At 59.8% G+C, this 17,370-nt stretch carries 11 protein-coding genes and 5 pseudogenes; 13 read left to right on the top strand and 3 right to left on the bottom strand.

Features of this window, described 5'->3' with window-relative positions; translation table 11 throughout:
* The first annotated feature begins 205 nt into the window (after nucleotides 1-205).
* Nucleotides 206-361 carry a hypothetical protein gene (locus tag E0W60_RS37210; RefSeq protein ID WP_167884660.1) on the top strand — a complete coding sequence of 52 codons (156 nt, stop codon included), beginning with the start codon at nucleotides 206-208 and terminating at the stop codon, nucleotides 359-361.
* A gap of 119 nt (nucleotides 362-480) precedes the next feature.
* Here E0W60_RS37210 and E0W60_RS32260 read toward each other — a convergent pair whose 3' ends face one another.
* Complete coding sequence (locus tag E0W60_RS32260; RefSeq protein ID WP_135706900.1) at nucleotides 481-1,404, bottom strand: LysR family transcriptional regulator; 924 nt, start codon at nucleotides 1,402-1,404, stop codon at nucleotides 481-483.
* 172 nt (nucleotides 1,405-1,576) lie between these two features.
* On the opposite strand from E0W60_RS32260, the gene catA reads away from it, so the two are divergent.
* The 8 genes and pseudogenes from catA to rraA all read left to right on the top strand — a co-directional run bounded on the left by catA (nucleotide 1,577) and on the right by rraA (nucleotide 9,454).
* The gene (gene catA / locus E0W60_RS32255) at nucleotides 1,577-2,512 is read left to right on the top strand and encodes a catechol 1,2-dioxygenase (protein ID WP_133092691.1); all 936 of its coding nucleotides are present in this window, start codon (nucleotides 1,577-1,579) and stop codon (nucleotides 2,510-2,512) included.
* Between the two features lie 105 nt (nucleotides 2,513-2,617).
* Nucleotides 2,618-3,976 (top strand): Rieske 2Fe-2S domain-containing protein, encoded by a 1,359-nt coding sequence (locus E0W60_RS32250; protein ID WP_133092690.1) that lies wholly within the window; start codon nucleotides 2,618-2,620, stop codon nucleotides 3,974-3,976.
* On the top strand, nucleotides 3,973-4,461 hold the full coding sequence (gene benB, locus E0W60_RS32245; RefSeq protein WP_135706899.1) for a benzoate 1,2-dioxygenase small subunit: 489 nt from the start codon (nucleotides 3,973-3,975) through the stop codon (nucleotides 4,459-4,461). Before E0W60_RS32250 ends, benB begins: the two co-directional genes overlap by 4 nt.
* Before the next feature lie 39 nt (nucleotides 4,462-4,500).
* Nucleotides 4,501-5,523 (top strand): benzoate 1,2-dioxygenase electron transfer component BenC, encoded by a 1,023-nt coding sequence (benC, locus tag E0W60_RS32240; RefSeq protein WP_135706898.1) that lies wholly within the window; start codon nucleotides 4,501-4,503, stop codon nucleotides 5,521-5,523.
* A complete protein-coding gene (benD, locus tag E0W60_RS32235) occupies nucleotides 5,520-6,296 on the top strand; it encodes a benzoate diol dehydrogenase BenD (protein ID WP_135706897.1) in 777 nt (258 codons plus the stop codon). Before benC ends, benD begins: the two co-directional genes overlap by 4 nt.
* 219 nt (nucleotides 6,297-6,515) lie before the next feature.
* Nucleotides 6,516-7,916, top strand: a complete 1,401-nt coding sequence (locus E0W60_RS32230) for an MFS transporter (protein ID WP_135706896.1) — start codon at nucleotides 6,516-6,518, stop codon at nucleotides 7,914-7,916.
* Nucleotides 7,917-7,971: 55 nt separating this feature from the next.
* Nucleotides 7,972-8,796 (top strand): 3-keto-5-aminohexanoate cleavage protein, encoded by an 825-nt coding sequence (locus E0W60_RS32225; protein WP_135706895.1) that lies wholly within the window; start codon nucleotides 7,972-7,974, stop codon nucleotides 8,794-8,796.
* A 161-nt stretch (nucleotides 8,797-8,957) separates the two neighbouring features.
* A pseudogene (gene rraA, locus E0W60_RS38250) lies at nucleotides 8,958-9,454 on the top strand (ribonuclease E activity regulator RraA).
* Between the two features lie 22 nt (nucleotides 9,455-9,476).
* Here rraA and E0W60_RS37835 read toward each other — a convergent pair.
* A pseudogene (locus E0W60_RS37835) lies at nucleotides 9,477-9,688 on the bottom strand (hypothetical protein); the annotation flags it as partial.
* 234 nt (nucleotides 9,689-9,922) lie between these two features.
* On the opposite strand from E0W60_RS37835, the gene E0W60_RS32205 reads away from it, so the two are divergent.
* The 4 genes and pseudogenes from E0W60_RS32205 to E0W60_RS32190 all read left to right on the top strand — a co-directional run.
* Complete coding sequence (locus tag E0W60_RS32205) at nucleotides 9,923-10,987, top strand: serine hydrolase (RefSeq protein WP_135706892.1); 1,065 nt, start codon at nucleotides 9,923-9,925, stop codon at nucleotides 10,985-10,987.
* Between the two features lie 329 nt (nucleotides 10,988-11,316).
* A pseudogene (locus E0W60_RS32200) lies at nucleotides 11,317-12,918 on the top strand (excinuclease ABC subunit A); the annotation flags it as partial.
* A gap of 628 nt (nucleotides 12,919-13,546) precedes the next feature.
* Nucleotides 13,547-14,702, top strand: a pseudogene (locus E0W60_RS32195) (low temperature requirement protein A).
* A gap of 672 nt (nucleotides 14,703-15,374) precedes the next feature.
* A pseudogene (locus E0W60_RS32190) lies at nucleotides 15,375-15,857 on the top strand (IS5 family transposase); the annotation flags it as partial.
* Here E0W60_RS32190 and E0W60_RS32185 read toward each other — a convergent pair.
* Nucleotides 15,773-17,269, bottom strand: a complete 1,497-nt coding sequence (locus tag E0W60_RS32185; protein ID WP_135706890.1) for a PLP-dependent aminotransferase family protein — start codon at nucleotides 17,267-17,269, stop codon at nucleotides 15,773-15,775. The pseudogene E0W60_RS32190 and the gene E0W60_RS32185 overlap by 85 nt on opposite strands.
* Nucleotides 17,270-17,370: the final 101 nt, after the last annotated feature.

Below are 17,370 nucleotides of genomic sequence, written 5' to 3'. Positions count from 1 at the left end.
GGCGAGCCACGGGCAAGGGCAATGACGGGGCGGGACTGAGCGGCCGCACTCATTTCGTGCCAAATGCGCTACGCCGATGCGGCCGCCAGTAAGTGAATCCCTGCCCTCAACCCTCGAGACTCCAAAGGTCAATGCTTTCTGAAAACCGGGGGCACTTATGCTTCGTTCGATGCCACTCTGTGCATCGATCTGTAGCTTCATCATCATGGCCGCCGCCAACGCGCGCCATTACGGCGTCGAGGCGTATATGCTGCCGACGCTGGCCGGCGCAGGGGTCTTTACCAGTCTACTGCAGCCGCTCATGGATACTGCTGCATTCGCCCATTTACCAAAGAAACCAAACCTACGAGTCAGCCAATGACGGTACTCGGCAGACCGGTACCAGCGACACATGATCGACGATGGCGTCGTCAGCGGGAAATGCTTCGCGCAATATTCAGCTGTCTAGATCCAACAACGTAAACCCCATGATGAAATGCCTTACGCCCCCTTATCCGTGCGAGGTACATGGGGAATCCCCTCTTCCTCGTACAGCCGATAGATCATTTCCAGCATCTCCTTGATGTCACGCGACTCATCCATCGCACGCATACTCATGATGATGGGCGACGTGAGGGTTGGGTCATCCAGTTCCATGTAGCTCACGTCGTCGCGCTTGAGCCCATAGACGCTGCTCGGGACGACTGCAATCCCTTCTCCCGCCGCGACAAGCCCCAATGCAATCTGCAACTCGCGCACGTCATAGATGCGCCGAGGCGTAAGGGCTCGCTCCTGGAAAGCCGAAAGAACCTGGTCAGCATAGCTTGGCCTCGGTGCCTTGGGAAAAACAATGAGCGTTTCGTAGATGAGGTCTCGAAGCGCGAGCACCGGCTTCGACGTGGAGAGCGGATGACCGACGGGAAGTGCAACGATCATTTTCTCCTCGCGGAGAATCACCCGGCGGATGTTCGCATCCTCGTGTCGAATCCGACCGAACCCTACATCGATACGTCCGTCCTTGAGCGCGCGAATCTGGTCCATCGTCGACATCTCGTGGAGGCTGAGCTCGACCGACTTGTTCTCGTCCCGGAATCGCCGAATGATCTTTGGAAGCATGCCGTAGAGCGTGGACCCCACAAAGCCGACGGACAGACTGCGCTCGATACTGCCAACGCGCCTTGTCATGGATTCCAACTCGTTCGTTTGCGCAATGAGATGTACTGCGTGCGAGTAAAAAAACTTGCCTGTCTCGGTGAGCTTAAGCGGACGAGAGCTTCGTTCGAATAGCTGGACCCCCAACGTTTCTTCGAGCTGCTGTATCTGGCGGCTTAATGGCGGCTGCGCGATATGAAGCCGCTTTGCTGCGCGCGTGAAGTTGCGCTCCTCGGCAACCGCTACAAAGTAGCGAAGATGTCGCAGCTCCATACAATACCTCCCAGATATGATCCCATACTAAAACAGTGTTGGACTGACCGGTTTGCCGTCCTCTATTCTGCCATCACGCTCTGTTTCACGGTCACATTATACCTTCTGAGTAAATTTAGAGTTACCTGAAACAAGGGTTTACCCCACCAAAACAGAAAGTTTAGGAGCAGACATGAGTGTCAAAGTGTTCGACTCGAAGGAAGTGCAGGACCTGCTGAAGGCCGCTGCTAATCTGGGAAGCCACGATGGCAACGCTCGTACCAAGCAGATTACTCATCGTCTGCTGAGCGACCTCTTCAAGGCCATCGACGATTTAGACATGACGCCCGACGAGATTTGGGCCGGCGTGAATTACTTCAACAAGCTTGGGCAAGATGGTGAGGCGGCCCTCTTGGCCGCGGGCCTTGGCCTCGAGAAGTATCTCGACATCCGCATGGATGCAGAGGACCGTGAAGCTGACATCCACGGCGGCACGCCGCGCACGATTGAAGGCCCGCTGTATGTTGCGGGCGCCCCGGTGCGAGCTGGTGTCTCTAAGATTGATCTCAATGCCGACGAAGACGCGGGTCCGCTCATCATCCGTGGCACGGTGACCGGACCGGACGGCAAGCCCGTGGCCGATGCGGTTGTCGAATGCTGGCACGCCAACTCCAAGGGCTTTTACTCGCACTTCGACCCGACCGGCGCCCAGGACGATTTCAACCTTCGCGGCGCGGTGAAGACGGGGGCTGACGGCAAGTACGAGTTCCGCACGCTGATGCCCGTTGGCTACGGTTGTCCGCCGCAAGGCGCGACGCAACAGTTGCTTGACGTGATTGCCCGCCACGGCAACCGCCCGGCGCACGTACACTTCTTCGTAACGAGCGACAAGACTCGCAAGCTCACGACGCAGATCAATATCGAAGGCGACCCGCTGATCTGGGACGACTTCGCTTATGCGACGCGCGAAGAGCTTGTGCCGCACGTTGTCGAGAAAACGGGCGGTGCCGCGCTGGGCCTCAAGGGCGACGCGTACAAGGAAATCGAATTCAACATCGAGTTGACTCCGCTGGTGCAAGGCAAGGACAACCAGCTTGTGAATCGCCCGCGCGCTTCCGCCACGGCGTAACCCCCTCACGCGGCGGCCTCACTCGCCAGGCCGCCAGCTTCCCCGCACGAATTCTCTGAACCGATGCAAGGGCTTGACCACGAAGCCCGCATAGGGAGACGACTCATGTCCGCAACTATCGATAAAGCACGGCAACTGGACGATTTGCTGAGCAACGCCGTCCAGGACGACAAGGAAAATGGTGTTTTCCGTTGTCGCCGAGACATCTTCACGAACGCCGATCTGTACGAACTCGAGATGAAGCACATCTTCGAGAGCAACTGGGTCTACCTCGCGCACGAAAGCCAGGTACCGAACATCAACGATTACTACACGACGTGGATTGGTCGTCAGCCGATTGTCATCACGCGTGACAAGGCCGGTGAGTTGCACGCGGTCATCAACGCATGTGCCCACAAGGGTGCCATGCTGTGCCGCCGCAAGCACGGCAACAAAGGCAGCTTCACCTGCCCGTTCCACGGCTGGACCTTCTCGAACGCCGGCAAGCTGCTGAAGGTAAAGGACGAGAAGACCACCGAGTATCCGGTGCAGTTCAACAAACAGGGATCGCACGACCTGAAGAAGGTTGCGCGCTTCCAGAACTATCGCGGTTTCCTGTTCGGTAGCCTGAGCGAAGACGTGATGCCGCTCGAGGACTATCTCGGCGAGACGAAGATCATCATTGACCAAATCGTCTCGCAGGCGCCGGACGGTCTCGAAGTGTTGCGAGGCAACTCTTCGTACATCTACGACGGCAACTGGAAGATGCAGATGGAAAACGGTTGTGACGGCTATCACGTCAGCACCGTGCACTGGAACTATGCCGCAACGATGGGGCGCCGCCATGTCGAAGGCACCAAGGCCGTCGATGCAAATGGTTGGAGCAAGTCGGTTGCGGGGGTGTATGGCTTCGAGCATGGCCATATCCTGCTTTGGACCAACACGATGAATCCTGAAGTGCGTCCTGTCTATCAACATCGCGACGAAATCGCGGCGCGCGTTGGCGAAGACAAGGCGAAGTACATCGTGAATCAGACGCGCAACCTGTGTCTGTATCCGAACGTGTTCCTGATGGATCAGTTCAGTACCCAGATTCGCGTCGTCCGTCCGATCAGTGTCGACAAGACAGAAGTCAGCATCTTCTGCTTCGCACCAAAGGGCGAAAGCGCAGAGAGCCGCGCGATCCGCATTCGTCAATACGAAGACTTCTTCAACGTCTCAGGCATGGGCACCAGCGACGACCTCGAAGAGTTCCGTGCGTGCCAGGCGGGCTACGCCAGCACGACGTCGATGTGGAACGACATGTCGCGCGGTGCACCGTTGTGGGTCCATGGACCTGACGCGAATGCGAAGGGCATGGGCTTGAACCCACTCATCTCTGGCGAGCGCAGCGAAGATGAAGGTCTCTTTGTGGTTCAACACGAATACTGGGTGCAGGTGATGCGCGAAGCCCTGCGCAAAGAACAGGCGGAGGCAGCCGTATGAGCATCGATTATCAAAAGGTCTGTAGCGCGCTCTATCAAGAGGCGCGCTTTCTGGATGATCGTCAGTGGGACGAGTGGTTGGCTTGCTACACAGCAGACGTCACCTACTGGATGCCGGCCTGGGATGACGATGACAAGCTTACCGAAGACCCGCAAAGCGAAATTTCTCTGATGTACTACTCGGACCGCGGCGGCCTGGAAGACCGGGTGTTCCGTATCAGAACCGAGCGCAGCAGCGCGTCGATGCCGGAGCCGCGCACCAGCCACAACGTCACCAATATCGAAGTGCTGGCGGAGCGGGATAACGAAGTCGACGTTCGATACAACTTCAACACGTTGAGCCATCGCTATAAGGTCACGGACCAGTACTTCGGCACCGCCTACGTCACCTTCCGCAAAGTTGACGATCGGTTGCTGATTTCGAGCAAGAAGATTGCGCTCAAAAACGACTACATCCGCCAGGTGCTGGACGTCTACCACGTCTGATTGCCACCGGTAGGAATGAGAAAGGACGCAGGAGTTAACATGTCCAGCTACAACATCGCACTGAACTTTGAAGACGGCGTGACCCGCTTCGTCGAATGCAAGGCCGGCGAAAAGGTTCTCGATGCCGCGTTTCGCGCCAAGATCAACCTGCCAATGGATTGCTCCGACGGCGTGTGTGGCACCTGCAAGTGCCGCGCCGAGAGTGGCAGCTACGACCTGGGCGACGACTTCATTGAGGAGGCGTTGAGCGACGACGAGAAAGCCGGCGGTCTCGTGCTCACGTGCCAGATGGTGCCGCAAAGTGACTGCGTTATCGCAGTGCCGGCATCGTCGACGATGTGCAAAACCGAGCGAAGCAAATTCGCTGCGACGGTCACGAAAGTCGAACAGCACAATGATGCGGCGGTGGTCCTAGAGTTGGACGTGGACAGCATCCCTCCGGTCTTCCTCGCTGGCCAGTATGTGAACATCGATGTCCCCGGCAGCGGAAAACATCGCTCGTATTCCTTCTCGTCCGCGCCGGGCGCACCGAAAATCAGCTTCCTGATCAAGAAGATCCCTGGCGGCGTGATGAGCACCTGGCTCGAATCGGCGCAGCCAGGCCACAAAGTGCAACTGACGGGGCCCCTGGGCAGCTTCTACCTCCGGGCAGTGGAGCGTCCCTTGTTGTTCCTGGCTGGCGGCACGGGCCTGGCACCATTCCTGTCGATGCTGGAAGTCCTGGTTCGCGCGAACTCGGAGCAGAAGGTGCATCTCATCTACGGCGTGACACGAGACCTCGACCTGGTCCAGGTTGAGGCTATCGAGTCGTACGTCGCGAAGTTGCCGAACTTTACGTTCAGTACCGTGGTTGCAGAAGCAGAATCGAGCCATCCCCGCAAGGGCTGGGTGACCCAGCACATGCCGGCGGAATGTCTGAACGATGGTGATGTCGACGTGTACCTGTGCGGACCGCCGCCGATGGTCGACGCGGTCCGCAAGTATTTCGACGACAACGGCGTGAAGCCCAACAGCTTCCATTACGAGAAGTTCACGCCCAACGCAGCCCCGGTGACCCCATGAGCGGCAAGCGATTCGAAGGCAAGGTGATGGTGGTCACCGGTGCCGCCCAAGGTATCGGACGCGGCGTCGCGCTACGCGCTGCGGCTGAAGGTGCCAAGGTTCTGTTTGTAGATCGCGCCGACTTCGTCTCCGAGGTCGCAGCGGAAGCAGTTGGGGCCGACACTGCCGGCTTTATTGCCGACCTCGAGACCTATGAAGGCGCAGCCTCCACGATGGCTTTCGCTGTGGAGACGTTTGGCCGAATTGACATTTTGATTAATGGCGTTGGCGGGGCCATTCGCATGCGGCCCTATGCCGAGTTCGAACCGGCTCAGATTGATGCGGAGATCCGCCGTTCGCTCATGCCGACCTTGTACGGCTGCCACGCGGTGCTTCCGCACATGCTTGCTCAAGGACGCGGGTCCATCGTGAACGTTTCCTCGAATGCAACGCGCGGCATCCGTCGCGTGCCGTATTCGGCTGCAAAGGGCGGCGTCAACGCGCTCACCCAGTCGCTTGCGATGGAGTATGGCGAGCACAACATCCGTGTGGTCGCTGCCGCACCCGGTGGAACCCAAGCGCCTCCCCGGCGCGTGCCTCGCAACGCGGTTGGAGATAGCGAGCAAGAGAAGGCCTGGATGAGCGAGGCGGTGATGCAGGTGACTGAATCCACCTTCTTCAAACGCTACGGCACGCTTGACGAACAAATCGCGCCGATTCTTTTCCTTGCCTCTGACGAAGCCGGCTACATCACAGGCGCTGTGCTGCCGGTTGCGGGCGGCGACAACGGCTAGCACTCATCGAAGAAGCGACGACAGGAGATGGGGCAGTGAGCTAACGGAGAGCCACTGCCCCAGCCGGGATGGCGGCGGTCCACATTCCTGCCCACGCTGACCAGGACGGCAATAACAAGCTCGAACGCTTGAGGCTCAGAGCGCTGGAGGCGCGCGCGTGCACCGCAGATGCTGCGGAGAACGTCGCAACCATTCCAAAAACAATCGAGGAGACAAAGCATGCGTCAGATTGACGTTCACAAGCTCGCAGACGATGCGCGATTCAACAGATTCCACGCTGGCCTGTTGTTCTGGTGCGCGCTCATCATCATCTTTGACGGCTATGACCTTGCCGTCGTGGGCATTGCGCTCCCATCCATCATGAAGGACATGGGCGTCGACGCGACCCGTGCCGGCTTCATGGTCAGTTCGGCGCTCTTCGGCATGATGTTTGGCGCCGTCATCATGGGTACTATTGCCGATCGCATTGGCCGGCCCAGAGCCATTGCAGTCTGTATTGCGCTCTTCAGCATCTTTACTGCTGCGGCGGGAATGACGCATGATCCGATCACGTTCAGCATTACACGGTTCCTTGCCGGACTTGGCATCGGCGGTGTGATGCCCAATGTCGTCGCACAGATGACAGAGTTCTCGCCGCGCAAAATTCGCGGAACCATGGTTACGCTGATGTTTAGCGGGTATTCCGTAGGCGGGATGCTCGCGGCAGTCATGGGCAAATCGCTGATCGAGACGTACGGTTGGCAATCGGTATTCCTGGCTGCGAGCGTTCCCGTGCTTATCATCCCTGCGGTGTTGAAGCTGATGCCGGAGTCATTGCCCTTCCTGATCCAGCGCAGTCGTCTGGACACGCTCAAAGCGGTCCTGGTCCAGATGGACCCCACCTACCGCGCCCAGATGACAGACCGGTTCGACTTGCCGCAGGCCGAGAAAGGGTCCAGCGCTCCCATCAGCATGCTGTTCCGTGATGGCCGGGGCTTCAGCACCGCGATGCTGTGGGTCGCCTTCTTCATGTGCCTGTTCATGGTCTATGCATTGAGCTCCTGGCTCGCGAAACTCATGGCTGGCGCCGGCTATAGCCTCGGCTCGGCACTGACTTTCGTCCTGGTGTTGAACTTTGGCGCGATGGCCGGCGCAATCGGAGGCGGTTGGCTCGCAGACAAGTTCAATATCAAATACGTGCTGGTCGGCATGTACGCACTTGCTGCCGTGTCTATCACGCTACTTGGCTACAAGATGTCGACCGAGGCCTTGTTCTTCGTGGTTGCGCTCGCCGGAGCGTCTACGATCGGCACGCAGATTGTGACGTACGCCTATGCAGGGCAGTACTACCCGGCTACCGTCCGGGGCACGGGCATTGGCTGGGCATCCGGTGTCGGCAGAAGCGGCGCGATCCTGGCGCCCATTGTCATCGGCGTGCTGGTAAGCATGTCCCTGCCACTCCAGCAGAACTTCGCTGCAATGGCAGTGCCTGCTGTCATCGCAGTGCTGGCTGTGCTGCTGATCGACCATAAGCGATCGGCATCGGTGATCGACAGCAGGTCGAGCCAGGGCGCAGCGGATTCAGAACGGACGATCGTTCTGGACGGTGCCAAACCAGTGCAGAGGTCGCCCTCTCGCTGACCCTGGAGGCACCAGCAATACCGCGTCCGCACAACCCAACCTACTGAGATCAAGCATGACCAAGCCTTGCATTATTTCTGTTGCCATCACGGGATCACTGCCGCGCAAAAAAGACAATCCGGCTGTACCCATCACAGTCAGCGAGCAGGTGGAATCGACCCATGCGGCATTCGAAGCCGGCGCGACCCTAGTCCATCTTCACGTACGCAACGATGACGAAACACCCACGTCAAATCCCGATCGTTTCGCCCTGGTGCTGGAAGGCATTCGCAAGCACGCGCCGGGCATGATCACCCAGGTGTCCACCGGCGGCCGCTCTGGGGCCGGCAATGAGAGAGGTGCCATGCTATCCCTGCGGCCGGACATGGCATCCTTGGCAACCGGCTCCGTCAACTTCCCGACCCGGGTCTATGACAATTCGCCAGACCTGGTCGACTGGCTCGCTGCCGAAATGAAAACCTACGGCATCAAGCCCGAAGTCGAGGCGTTTGACCTGTCGATGATCTTCCAGGCCGCTGCTATGCAGGCAGCCGGCGCGATCGTCGGTCCCCTGCATATCCAATTTGTCATGGGCATCAAGAGCGCAATGCCGGTCGATCGCGAAGTGCTTGAATTCTACGTTCGTACCCTTAATCGCCTATCGCCCGATGCGACCTGGACCGGCGCGGGCATCGGGCGAAATCAACTGACGATGGCTCGCTGGTCTCTCGAACTAGGGGGGCACTGTCGCACCGGGCTCGAGGACAACGTGCGGATGGACAAGAATACGCTCGCCCCGTCCAACGCCGCGCTTGTGCGCCAGGTTGCCGAGCTTTGCGAGGAGTATGGTCGCCCCGTCGCGACCGCAGCCCAGGCTCGCGAAATCCTGAATTTGTGCTAAACCCATTCCCGCATCGCTGCGCATGATAGTCCAGAACCGAATCCTCACATTCGGACTACACGGAGAGCCCTCGCCTCGTCCGGCACGCAGCGCTATGTCCTCCGGATGAAGCCGGTCGGGCAGATCTAAGCCAGGGCGCATGCGACAAGACCTACTCTACGATGAAGCAAGTTGGCTCATCATTCACAAGTGACATGGCGGACCAGCACCCGGACCGCGTATCTGGCTTCGCGAGTCCTTTCTCAAGCTACGGTGGGAGGGCCGGATTCTACGGAATAATTGAAACCCTCCAGTGCTTCGAAGATGCCAAGCTGCTTCGGTCGCGCCTCGCGGAGCCGGGCCACGGCAAGGTGCTCGTCATTGACGGCGGCTCTCGCAGGGTTGCGGTGCTGGCGACAAGATGGCGCAATTGGGACTGAATAATGGATGGACCGGCGTCATGGTCAACGGCGCGAACCGGGATTGTGAAGCACTGGCCAGTATGGATTTCGGTGTCCTGGCCATGGGCGCAGTCCCGATCAGGGCGGGCTTTCAGGGTGGCGGACAGTGCAACATCACCGTCACTATTGCCGGAATTGTTTTCACGCCGGGCTCCTACGCCTATTGCGACGCCGACGGTATTCTCTTGTCGAGGGCTGAAATCGACCCAGGCTTCTAGTCACGCCGTGGTCGAACCTGGACTACCAATGCGCAGACGCGGCACCGGGGCTGGAGAACTGCGCTGACGCCCCTTTCGCCGTCGCATCAATGTTTCCGGCGTTGAACTCGGTCAGGCAATTTAGGTCGAGCGCACGGATGTGCTCGACCATGAAATCGATGAGAGGCGATTGCGCGTGGGCCGGTGTTGCCGGCTCAGATAGTAGATGTAATGCCCGCGGTCGTCGGGCGAGTGCCAGCTCCGCGCTGTTCTTTCCCAGCGAGCGGGCCAGACTGGCTGCGTCGACTGCCGTGAAGTGTCAGTTCTATGTTGGTCTACCGCGGCACGCATGACGGTGCGCATGCCGTCCTGTGACGCGTTGACCAGGCTTCGAGACCTGTTGATTACTTTGGTTGGCTGATTCAAACTCTCTGAAAAATCATCCAGCCTGCGGTGCCGCAACTTCGTGCCCCTACAAGCCATATCAACGTGCCGGCGTTGCCAGCCAGGCTTTTGAACGGGAACCTTCGCATGTCTGACTTCCACCCCGCTAAGCGGCGCACGCTCAAGCTCGCTGCCACGTCCCTGGTATTACCTGCCATCGCCGCCTGCGGCGGCAGCGCTGAAGCCGCGGCGCCGGCGGACGTTGAGGCCGCGATTGCGCGCTTTGCTGCGTTGGCCCCGGATACCGCTAGCTGCCTGGTGCGCGCTGAACCGGCCGTAAGCGGCGCCACTGCCTGGTCGGCCGGCTATCATCCGGACCGGCAACTGTTCGTCGGCAGTGCCGTCAAGACCTTCATCCTGGCGCAGTTTCTGCGCGACGCGGAAGCCGGCCGCGACGGAGTGAGTGAGAGCCTCGCTTGCGAGGTTAGCGATACGTTCCGCTCTCCCGGTAGTCCGGTGTTCTTGGGCCTGACCGGCAAGACACCGTACCGCAATGCGCTGGAGGCCATGATCGCGCACAGCGACAACACCGGTACCGATATCGCGCTCGCGGCCGTCGGCCCTGATCGCGTGCGCGCGCTGATCGCCGAGGCGGGACTGGCCCAGACTCGTATCCCGGATTCGACCCGCAAGCTGTTTTCCTACCTGGCCGGGGCTGAATCCGGCGTCGACCTCGGCTGGGACGGAATGGTCAAGATAGACAACGGCGAGGATCTCGGCCTGAAGTCCCGCACCGATGTCATCAACGACAAGCAGGCGATGCTGAGCACCGCCACCGAGATGGTGAACTGGTACCGGCAGTCGCTGGCGGGCAAGTATTTCACGCAGCCGGCAACGCTGACGGAATACAAGCGCATCCAGGCCACGGCCGATGCGGTGTGGATGGCTGTTCCGGCCGGTGTGCAGGGCTTCGGCAAGGGCGGCAGCATTGACTGGGAAAACTTCCATTGCCTGTGCTTCGCCGGGCAGATGCTGGCGGCCGCAGTGCCGGTGACATTCTGCCTCACGCTGAACTGGAACGACGGCCAGCTGAGCACCGAACGCACCGGCGAATTCATCCGCGCGGCGGCCGACGTGCTAGGGGAAGCGGCAAAGGCCGCCAGGGTTTGACGGGCCGGCCTGCATGTCATGAAGCCGTTCGCAGCGGGACCCAGCGGTTGTTCGGAACGTAACCCGTAAGCCAAAACAAACGCTTACGTCGGCTTGCTGACCGCCTTGCTAGGCGAGGGCGCATGGTTCGGAAATTAAGACGAATACGGCACATTGAGCCTGTCGCCAAAATTTCATCTTCGTGAAATTTTGGCCTCATTCCAGATTCATGCAATAGCCGTTCTTTACTATGCCGATTAATTTCACAAACATGGTATAGAAAATGCTCCATGCGCCTTCATTAGTGTTCGCCAGATGCGCCGAGCAATGCTTATTCGCTACTCATCGATGTGGACGCCATCCGCAACAAAGCTCGCTCGACGCCGCCGCCATCCGACGCAGCCCCTTTCACCGGCTTCGTGCGCGTGCGCGGCGCTCGCGAACACAATCTGAAAAACATCGACGTGCAGATTCCACGTGATGCGCTAGTCGTCTTCACCGGCGTGTCGGGATCGGGAAAATCGTCGCTGGCATTCGGCACGTTGTACGCCGAAGCGCAGCGGCGCTATTTCGAATCGGTCGCGCCGTATGCCCGGCGCCTGATCGAACAGGTCGGCGTGCCCGAAGTGGACGCGATCGAAGGCCTGCCGCCCGCGGTCGCGTTGCAGCAACAGCGCGGCACGCCGAGCGCGCGCTCGTCGGTTGGCAGTCTGACCACGCTGTCGAGTCTCGTGCGCATGCTCTATTCGCGCACCGGCGACTATCCGCCAAAGCAACCCATGCTGTTCGCCGAGGATTTCTCGCCGAACACGGTGCAAGGCGCCTGTCCGACTTGCCATGGACTCGGCCGCGTGTACGAGGTCACGGAAAAATCCATGGTGCCGGACGACTCGCTGACCATTCGCGAGCGCGCAATCGCTGCATGGCCGCCCGCCTGGCACGGACAAAATCTGCGCGACATTCTGGTGACGCTCGGCTACGACGTCGATAAGCCGTGGCGCGATTTGCCCAAGAAAGATCGCGACTGGATTCTCTTCACCGACGAACAGCCGACCGCGCCCGTCTACGCCGGCCTCACGCCGAAAGAAGCCCGCGCCGCGCTCAAGCGCAAGGACGAACCGAGCTATCAAGGGACATTCACCGGTGCGCGCCGCTATGTGCTGCACACGTTCGCGAACACGCAAAGCGCGCTGATGAAAAAACGCGTGTCGCAATTCATGGTTGGAAGCGTCTGTCCGACCTGCCATGGCAAGCGGCTCAAGAAGGAAACGCTGTCGGTGAAATTCGCCGGGCTCGATATCGGCGCGTTCGCGCAGTTGCCGCTAGCCAGACTTGCCGAGATGCTGGAACCGATCGCGCGCGGCAAATGGCCCGAGCCGGATGCCGTTCATTCGGGAAAAGACGCCGCCAAAGGCAGCGTGCTCAGCAGGAGCGCCATGCGCGATGCCGTCGAAAAGCGGGTCGCCGCAGGCGGTTCCGCGCACAAAGCCTCGCCCGACGTGCGGCGCACGCCCAACCTGTCCGAGGAGAAGCGCGTCGCTGCCCAGCGCATCGCAGCCGAACTGCTAGAGCGCCTGACGACGCTGGTCGATCTGGGCCTGGGCTATCTCGCGTTGGAGCGCAGCACGCCCACGCTGTCATCCGGCGAAATTCAGCGCCTGCGACTCGCCACGCAGTTATCGTCGCAGTTGTTCGCCGTCGTGTACGTTCTCGATGAGCCATCAGCCGGTCTGCATCCCGCCGACGTGGACCGGCTCATGGTGCAACTCCAGGGACTCGTGGATGCCGGCAATACCGTCGTGGTGGTAGAACACGACATGCGGGTGGCCGCGCAGAGCGACTGGGTCATCGACGTCGGCCCGGGCGCCGGCGACGCCGGCGGCAAGGTTGTGGCGAGCGGCACACCAGTGGAGATTGTGCGCGCGAAGGAAAGCCGCACCGTCGAGTATCTGCGGCAGTACCTCGTAGCATGAAAGAAGGAAGCGTGTACGCTAGAGAGCGGTGTTCCCAGACACTGTCCGCACCAATACCCTACCGCTGATACATTCGAGGCAAGCGGTCACGAACCTTGGCAAGCCATGCCTACGAACAGCGTCAAGGGGAGCCGAAGCGCAACGAAATGCGCTCGCCAGCGAGTTGTCCACCGCCGGGCGGCGTCGTGGTCGACAACGGCGACCCGCCGCCCGCCCGTGGACAACTCGCGTCACGCCACCTCAAACCGATCTTGCTATAGGGCGAGGCTCCTTATAGGTGGATTGCGGTGACAATACCCCCCGGATCATGGACGACTGGCAGCAGGAATGATGCCTGCCATGGCTGGCCAAAGCCCGAATTATCGGGGCATGTAGATAGTAACGGGGTGGCACGGCTGCGGCCGTGGCCAACGCGACCTGTCACGCCACCGGCAAGCGGGTGCGGTGGTTGCCGGTTACGGTGGATAGGCGGATAGTATAGGCGCAGCTGGCGACGCAAGATGACACGGTCCGCGCGAAGCGGCCCATGAAGGTCCACAAGCCAAATGCTTTCTTACGACGCAACAACCACTGACGGTTGTTGCGTCAGCATTACTTGTTAGGCGAAATGCTCAACACAAAATATTTCGAACCCAATCGCCATGCCACTTGGCTCGAGTTGTTCTTCGACCTGATTTTTGTGGTAGCGATCGGTAACGTAACGCATATCCTGAACCACACGCACGAGGGGTCATCTTGACCCACTACAGTTCTGGCAATACGTCCTCACTTTCATACCCTTGTGGTGGATTTGGGTCAGCCACACGATATATGCCAACCGGTTCGACGCGGATGACCGGAAGCATCGGCTGGCAACCCTGTTCATCATGTTCCTGATGATTATCATCTCAGGCTTGATCGACCAACGATTCCTGGCCAGCTTTGACGTCATCATCGTCTGCTACGCTTGTTCGAAATACATCATCGCCATGATGTATTTCGTGTCGAAACACCGGCACAAGGAAAGCGTGCATCTCACAACGGCAGTTGGGTGGGTGACCCTCGCTGGCGCCACCATCAGCCTCGCTTCGATCCTGTTCCCGGCGCCACAGCGATATGTCGTGCTTTACCTTGGAATACTGTTCGATCTGGTTGCGTTCATCTCTTTTTTGCCGCGTCGTCTCCAGGGCATCCCAGTGCATACCGAACACCTGATCGAGCGTGTGGGCCTGCTCACGCTCATCTTACTGGGAGAGTCCGTTATCAGCTTGTCGACGGGACTGGCCGATATCAGCTGGACTGTGGAGAGGCTGGTGACCGCCGCCACCGGCTTCGTGACGATATCCAGCATCTGGTGGGTCTACTTTGACAGTTTTCACCTGCTGTCCAAACAGAAGCTCACGACCGGTCATTCGGTTGTGTACTCGCATTTTTTCGTTTTCATTGGCCTGTCGATCCTGGCCAGCCTGATCCGGCACGCGATCCTGGACGACATGCAGGTATCCGATTTCCGGGTACTGTTGGTCATCGGCACGGTCTGCTTTTTCATTGGCAAGCAGTACGCCTATTTCATGGAGCGTCCCGAGCTGCGGCCCCAGTTGGTCGTCAACACCCTGGTCGTGTTCGTGTTGACCGGGCTTGCCCTGCTATTGCCCAGAACCAGTTACATCCTGCTTGGTCTGACCGCTACGGTGATTTGTTATGCTTTTCTCAGTCTCAGATACCTGACGGTCCCCCGCAGGCGTCAGGACCATCCACGCAACAGCGCTATCACGGGAGATTAGCCATGAGCGACACAGCAAGCTCAGCGCGATGCCGATGGTGTCCCAGGTTGTTCTGTGTCGAAGGAAAAGGCGTCGAAACGGCGGCCTTCGGGCGGTTGCCGACGGCGAATATATCGGGACGCGAGCAATGTCACGCCGTGTCGAAATCGAACTTGCCGCGCGGGATTTGACCGGTGTTAAAGTATGGGCCCGCCGACGAACTCCGGTCCTGCAAGCACATTGCTCAACGGATCGGCTACGGGGCGGATTAGGATCACGCGGCAATCGAACTGGCAACGGGTCTAGGCGCAATACTGTTCACTTCACGACCACTTTGGGGACGATTCGCTGATTCAGTGGCTCGGATCGCCGCCGGATTCGGAAATTCGACATCTTTCGTTTCACGCCGCGGGGATTGCGCTTGCCGCGGCTTTGCACCGCGCGGCCGTTGGCGAGTTCGCGCAGCAGACTTTGTTTCCAGCTTTGCCACTGCTCAGGGGGAAATAGCCGCCTCGGGCAGGCGTCGGTTGAGCACACGCACGGCATGAACAAAGGATAAGTCTTCGGGGGCGCTGCCCGCTGTGGGCACTGATCGAACCTTTGCTGCCACCGCCGAAGCCGCGGCGCAAGAAGTATCCCGGTCGCCTTCCGATTTCAGACCGAGCAGCGTTGAAGGGCATCCTGTTCGTGTTCGATGTGTTGCCCGAACTGCTCGATCAGATCCCCACCGACACGCCGATCGACACCATCGGCGGCGACGGCGCGTACGACACGAAGCAATGCCACGCGGCGATTGCCGCGCGAGATGCGCAACCGTCGATTCCACCGCGTGAGGGGGCGATGCCCTGGCCGGAGAGCACGTCCGGCGCGACCTGGCGCAACGAGGCCATTGACGCTATTGCACAACGTAGCCGGCGCGAATGGAAGACGTCCAGCGGCTACCACCTGCGCTCGCTCGTCGAGACCTTGATGTACCGCCTCAAGACGCTCACAGGCAATTGCCTGTGGGCACGCAAGGTTGGCTCCCAGGCGACCGAGGTGGCGATTCGCGTGGGCGTGCTCAATCGCATGCGCGGACGGCAGAGCGACGCTCAAGACGAGGAACGCACCAGTTGGATTGCGTGCGCCAGTTTGCCGACCGACGGGGCAATTTCCTCATTGCTTACCCCGCCGTAGCCAAGGACCAGTCCATTCTGAGTGTTCTGCTGGCAAGCAAAATAAGAAGAGAGCGGGCGTGCCACGATGCCGTGGGCAAGCGCGCAGCGCGACACTAGGTGATCGTTGGCCTGCCGGAGCTTGACGGTCAGGTGAAGTCCTGTGTCTGTGCCGACGATATCGATTTCTTCGCCTAACTGCTGTTGCAGTTCCTTCGTCAACAGCACCTGCCGTTCCCCATAAATCTTGCGCATTTTCCGGACATGCGCCGCGTAGTGGCCATCGGCAATAAACTCGGCCAACGCAGCTTGTACAGACAACTGCCCACCACGATGCAGCTCGGATTGCGCAACCGAGAACGCATCGACGAGTTCGGGCGGGACGATCAGGAAAGCGAGCCGCAAGCCAGGGTAGAGCACCTTCGAGAAACTACCTACGTAGATTGTGTTGTGATGCGGATCCAGGCCCTGTAGCGAGGGCAATGGCACACCTTGATACCGAAATTCGCTGTCGTAGTCGTCCTCGATGATCCAGGCACGGTGGCGCTGCGCCAGCTCTGTCAGCAGGCGGCGACGGGGCAGGCTCATCACAACGCCGCTCGGATACTGGTGTGATGGCGTGACGAAGATGAGGCGGGGCGGCTCGCCCGCTGAGGTCGGCAGCTGGATGCCATGCTGGTCAACCGGCAGGCTGTCCATTTTCAGGCCGGCCGCGCGGAAGATGCTGCGCGCGCCCCAGTAGCAGGGATCCTCCACCCATACCTGATCGCCGGGATCGGCGAGCAAGCGAGCGCATAGGTCAATCGCCTGATGGCTGCCTTGCGTCACGATGATCTGCTCGGGCGAGCAGTCGACCCCGCGGGCCAGCGTCAGGTATTCCGCCAAAGCACGTTTGAGCGGCGGATGCCCGTGGCGGCTGCCATATCCCAACTGTTCCGCGTTCGCGGTCTTCCAGACCTTGGTAATCAGCCGCTGCCACACACTACGAGGGAACTGGCCGACGTCCGGAATTCCGGGTACAAAGGCACCAGCTTGCAGGTCCGAGGCGCCAACGTTGGCTAGCAGCTCGCGCGCGCGCTGCGACAGCCGCGCTTGATCATTGGCGAGCATGGGGTGGCCGAGCTGGCCCACGTTGACCATGCTAGCCACCAGGGCGGGGTCGGGAGCAGTGTAGCCAACATATGTTCCGCTGCCGCCATGCGTCTGGGTGTAGCCCTCGTCCGTGAGCCGCTCATAAGCATAAAGCACCGTATTGCGGGCGATGCCCAGATCCCGTGCCAATTCCCGGGTGGGAGGCAAACGGGTGCCGCCCGTCAAGTGACCAGCGAGGATCGCATCGCGTATATCGTCAAATAGCTGCCGGTTCAGCGGAACGCCTGAACGCACCGGGGTGCTCCAATGACTGCGTGCGAGAAGCCAATCGGTCAATGGCATCTCTCTCAATTCTTGGCTCCATCCTAAAATTTGTACCGGCCCTATACAGTGGGGCCAGCTCGCTTGTAGAGTAGAACACATCATGTCGCTGCATTACCACA

Origin of the sequence: Cupriavidus oxalaticus (genome assembly GCF_004768545.1) — a bacterium.
In the GTDB taxonomy this organism is placed as follows: Bacteria; Pseudomonadota; Gammaproteobacteria; order Burkholderiales; family Burkholderiaceae; genus Cupriavidus; species Cupriavidus oxalaticus_A.
Note: the sequence above shows the minus strand (reverse complement) of the source record. Positions and strands in the feature narration are given on the sequence as shown.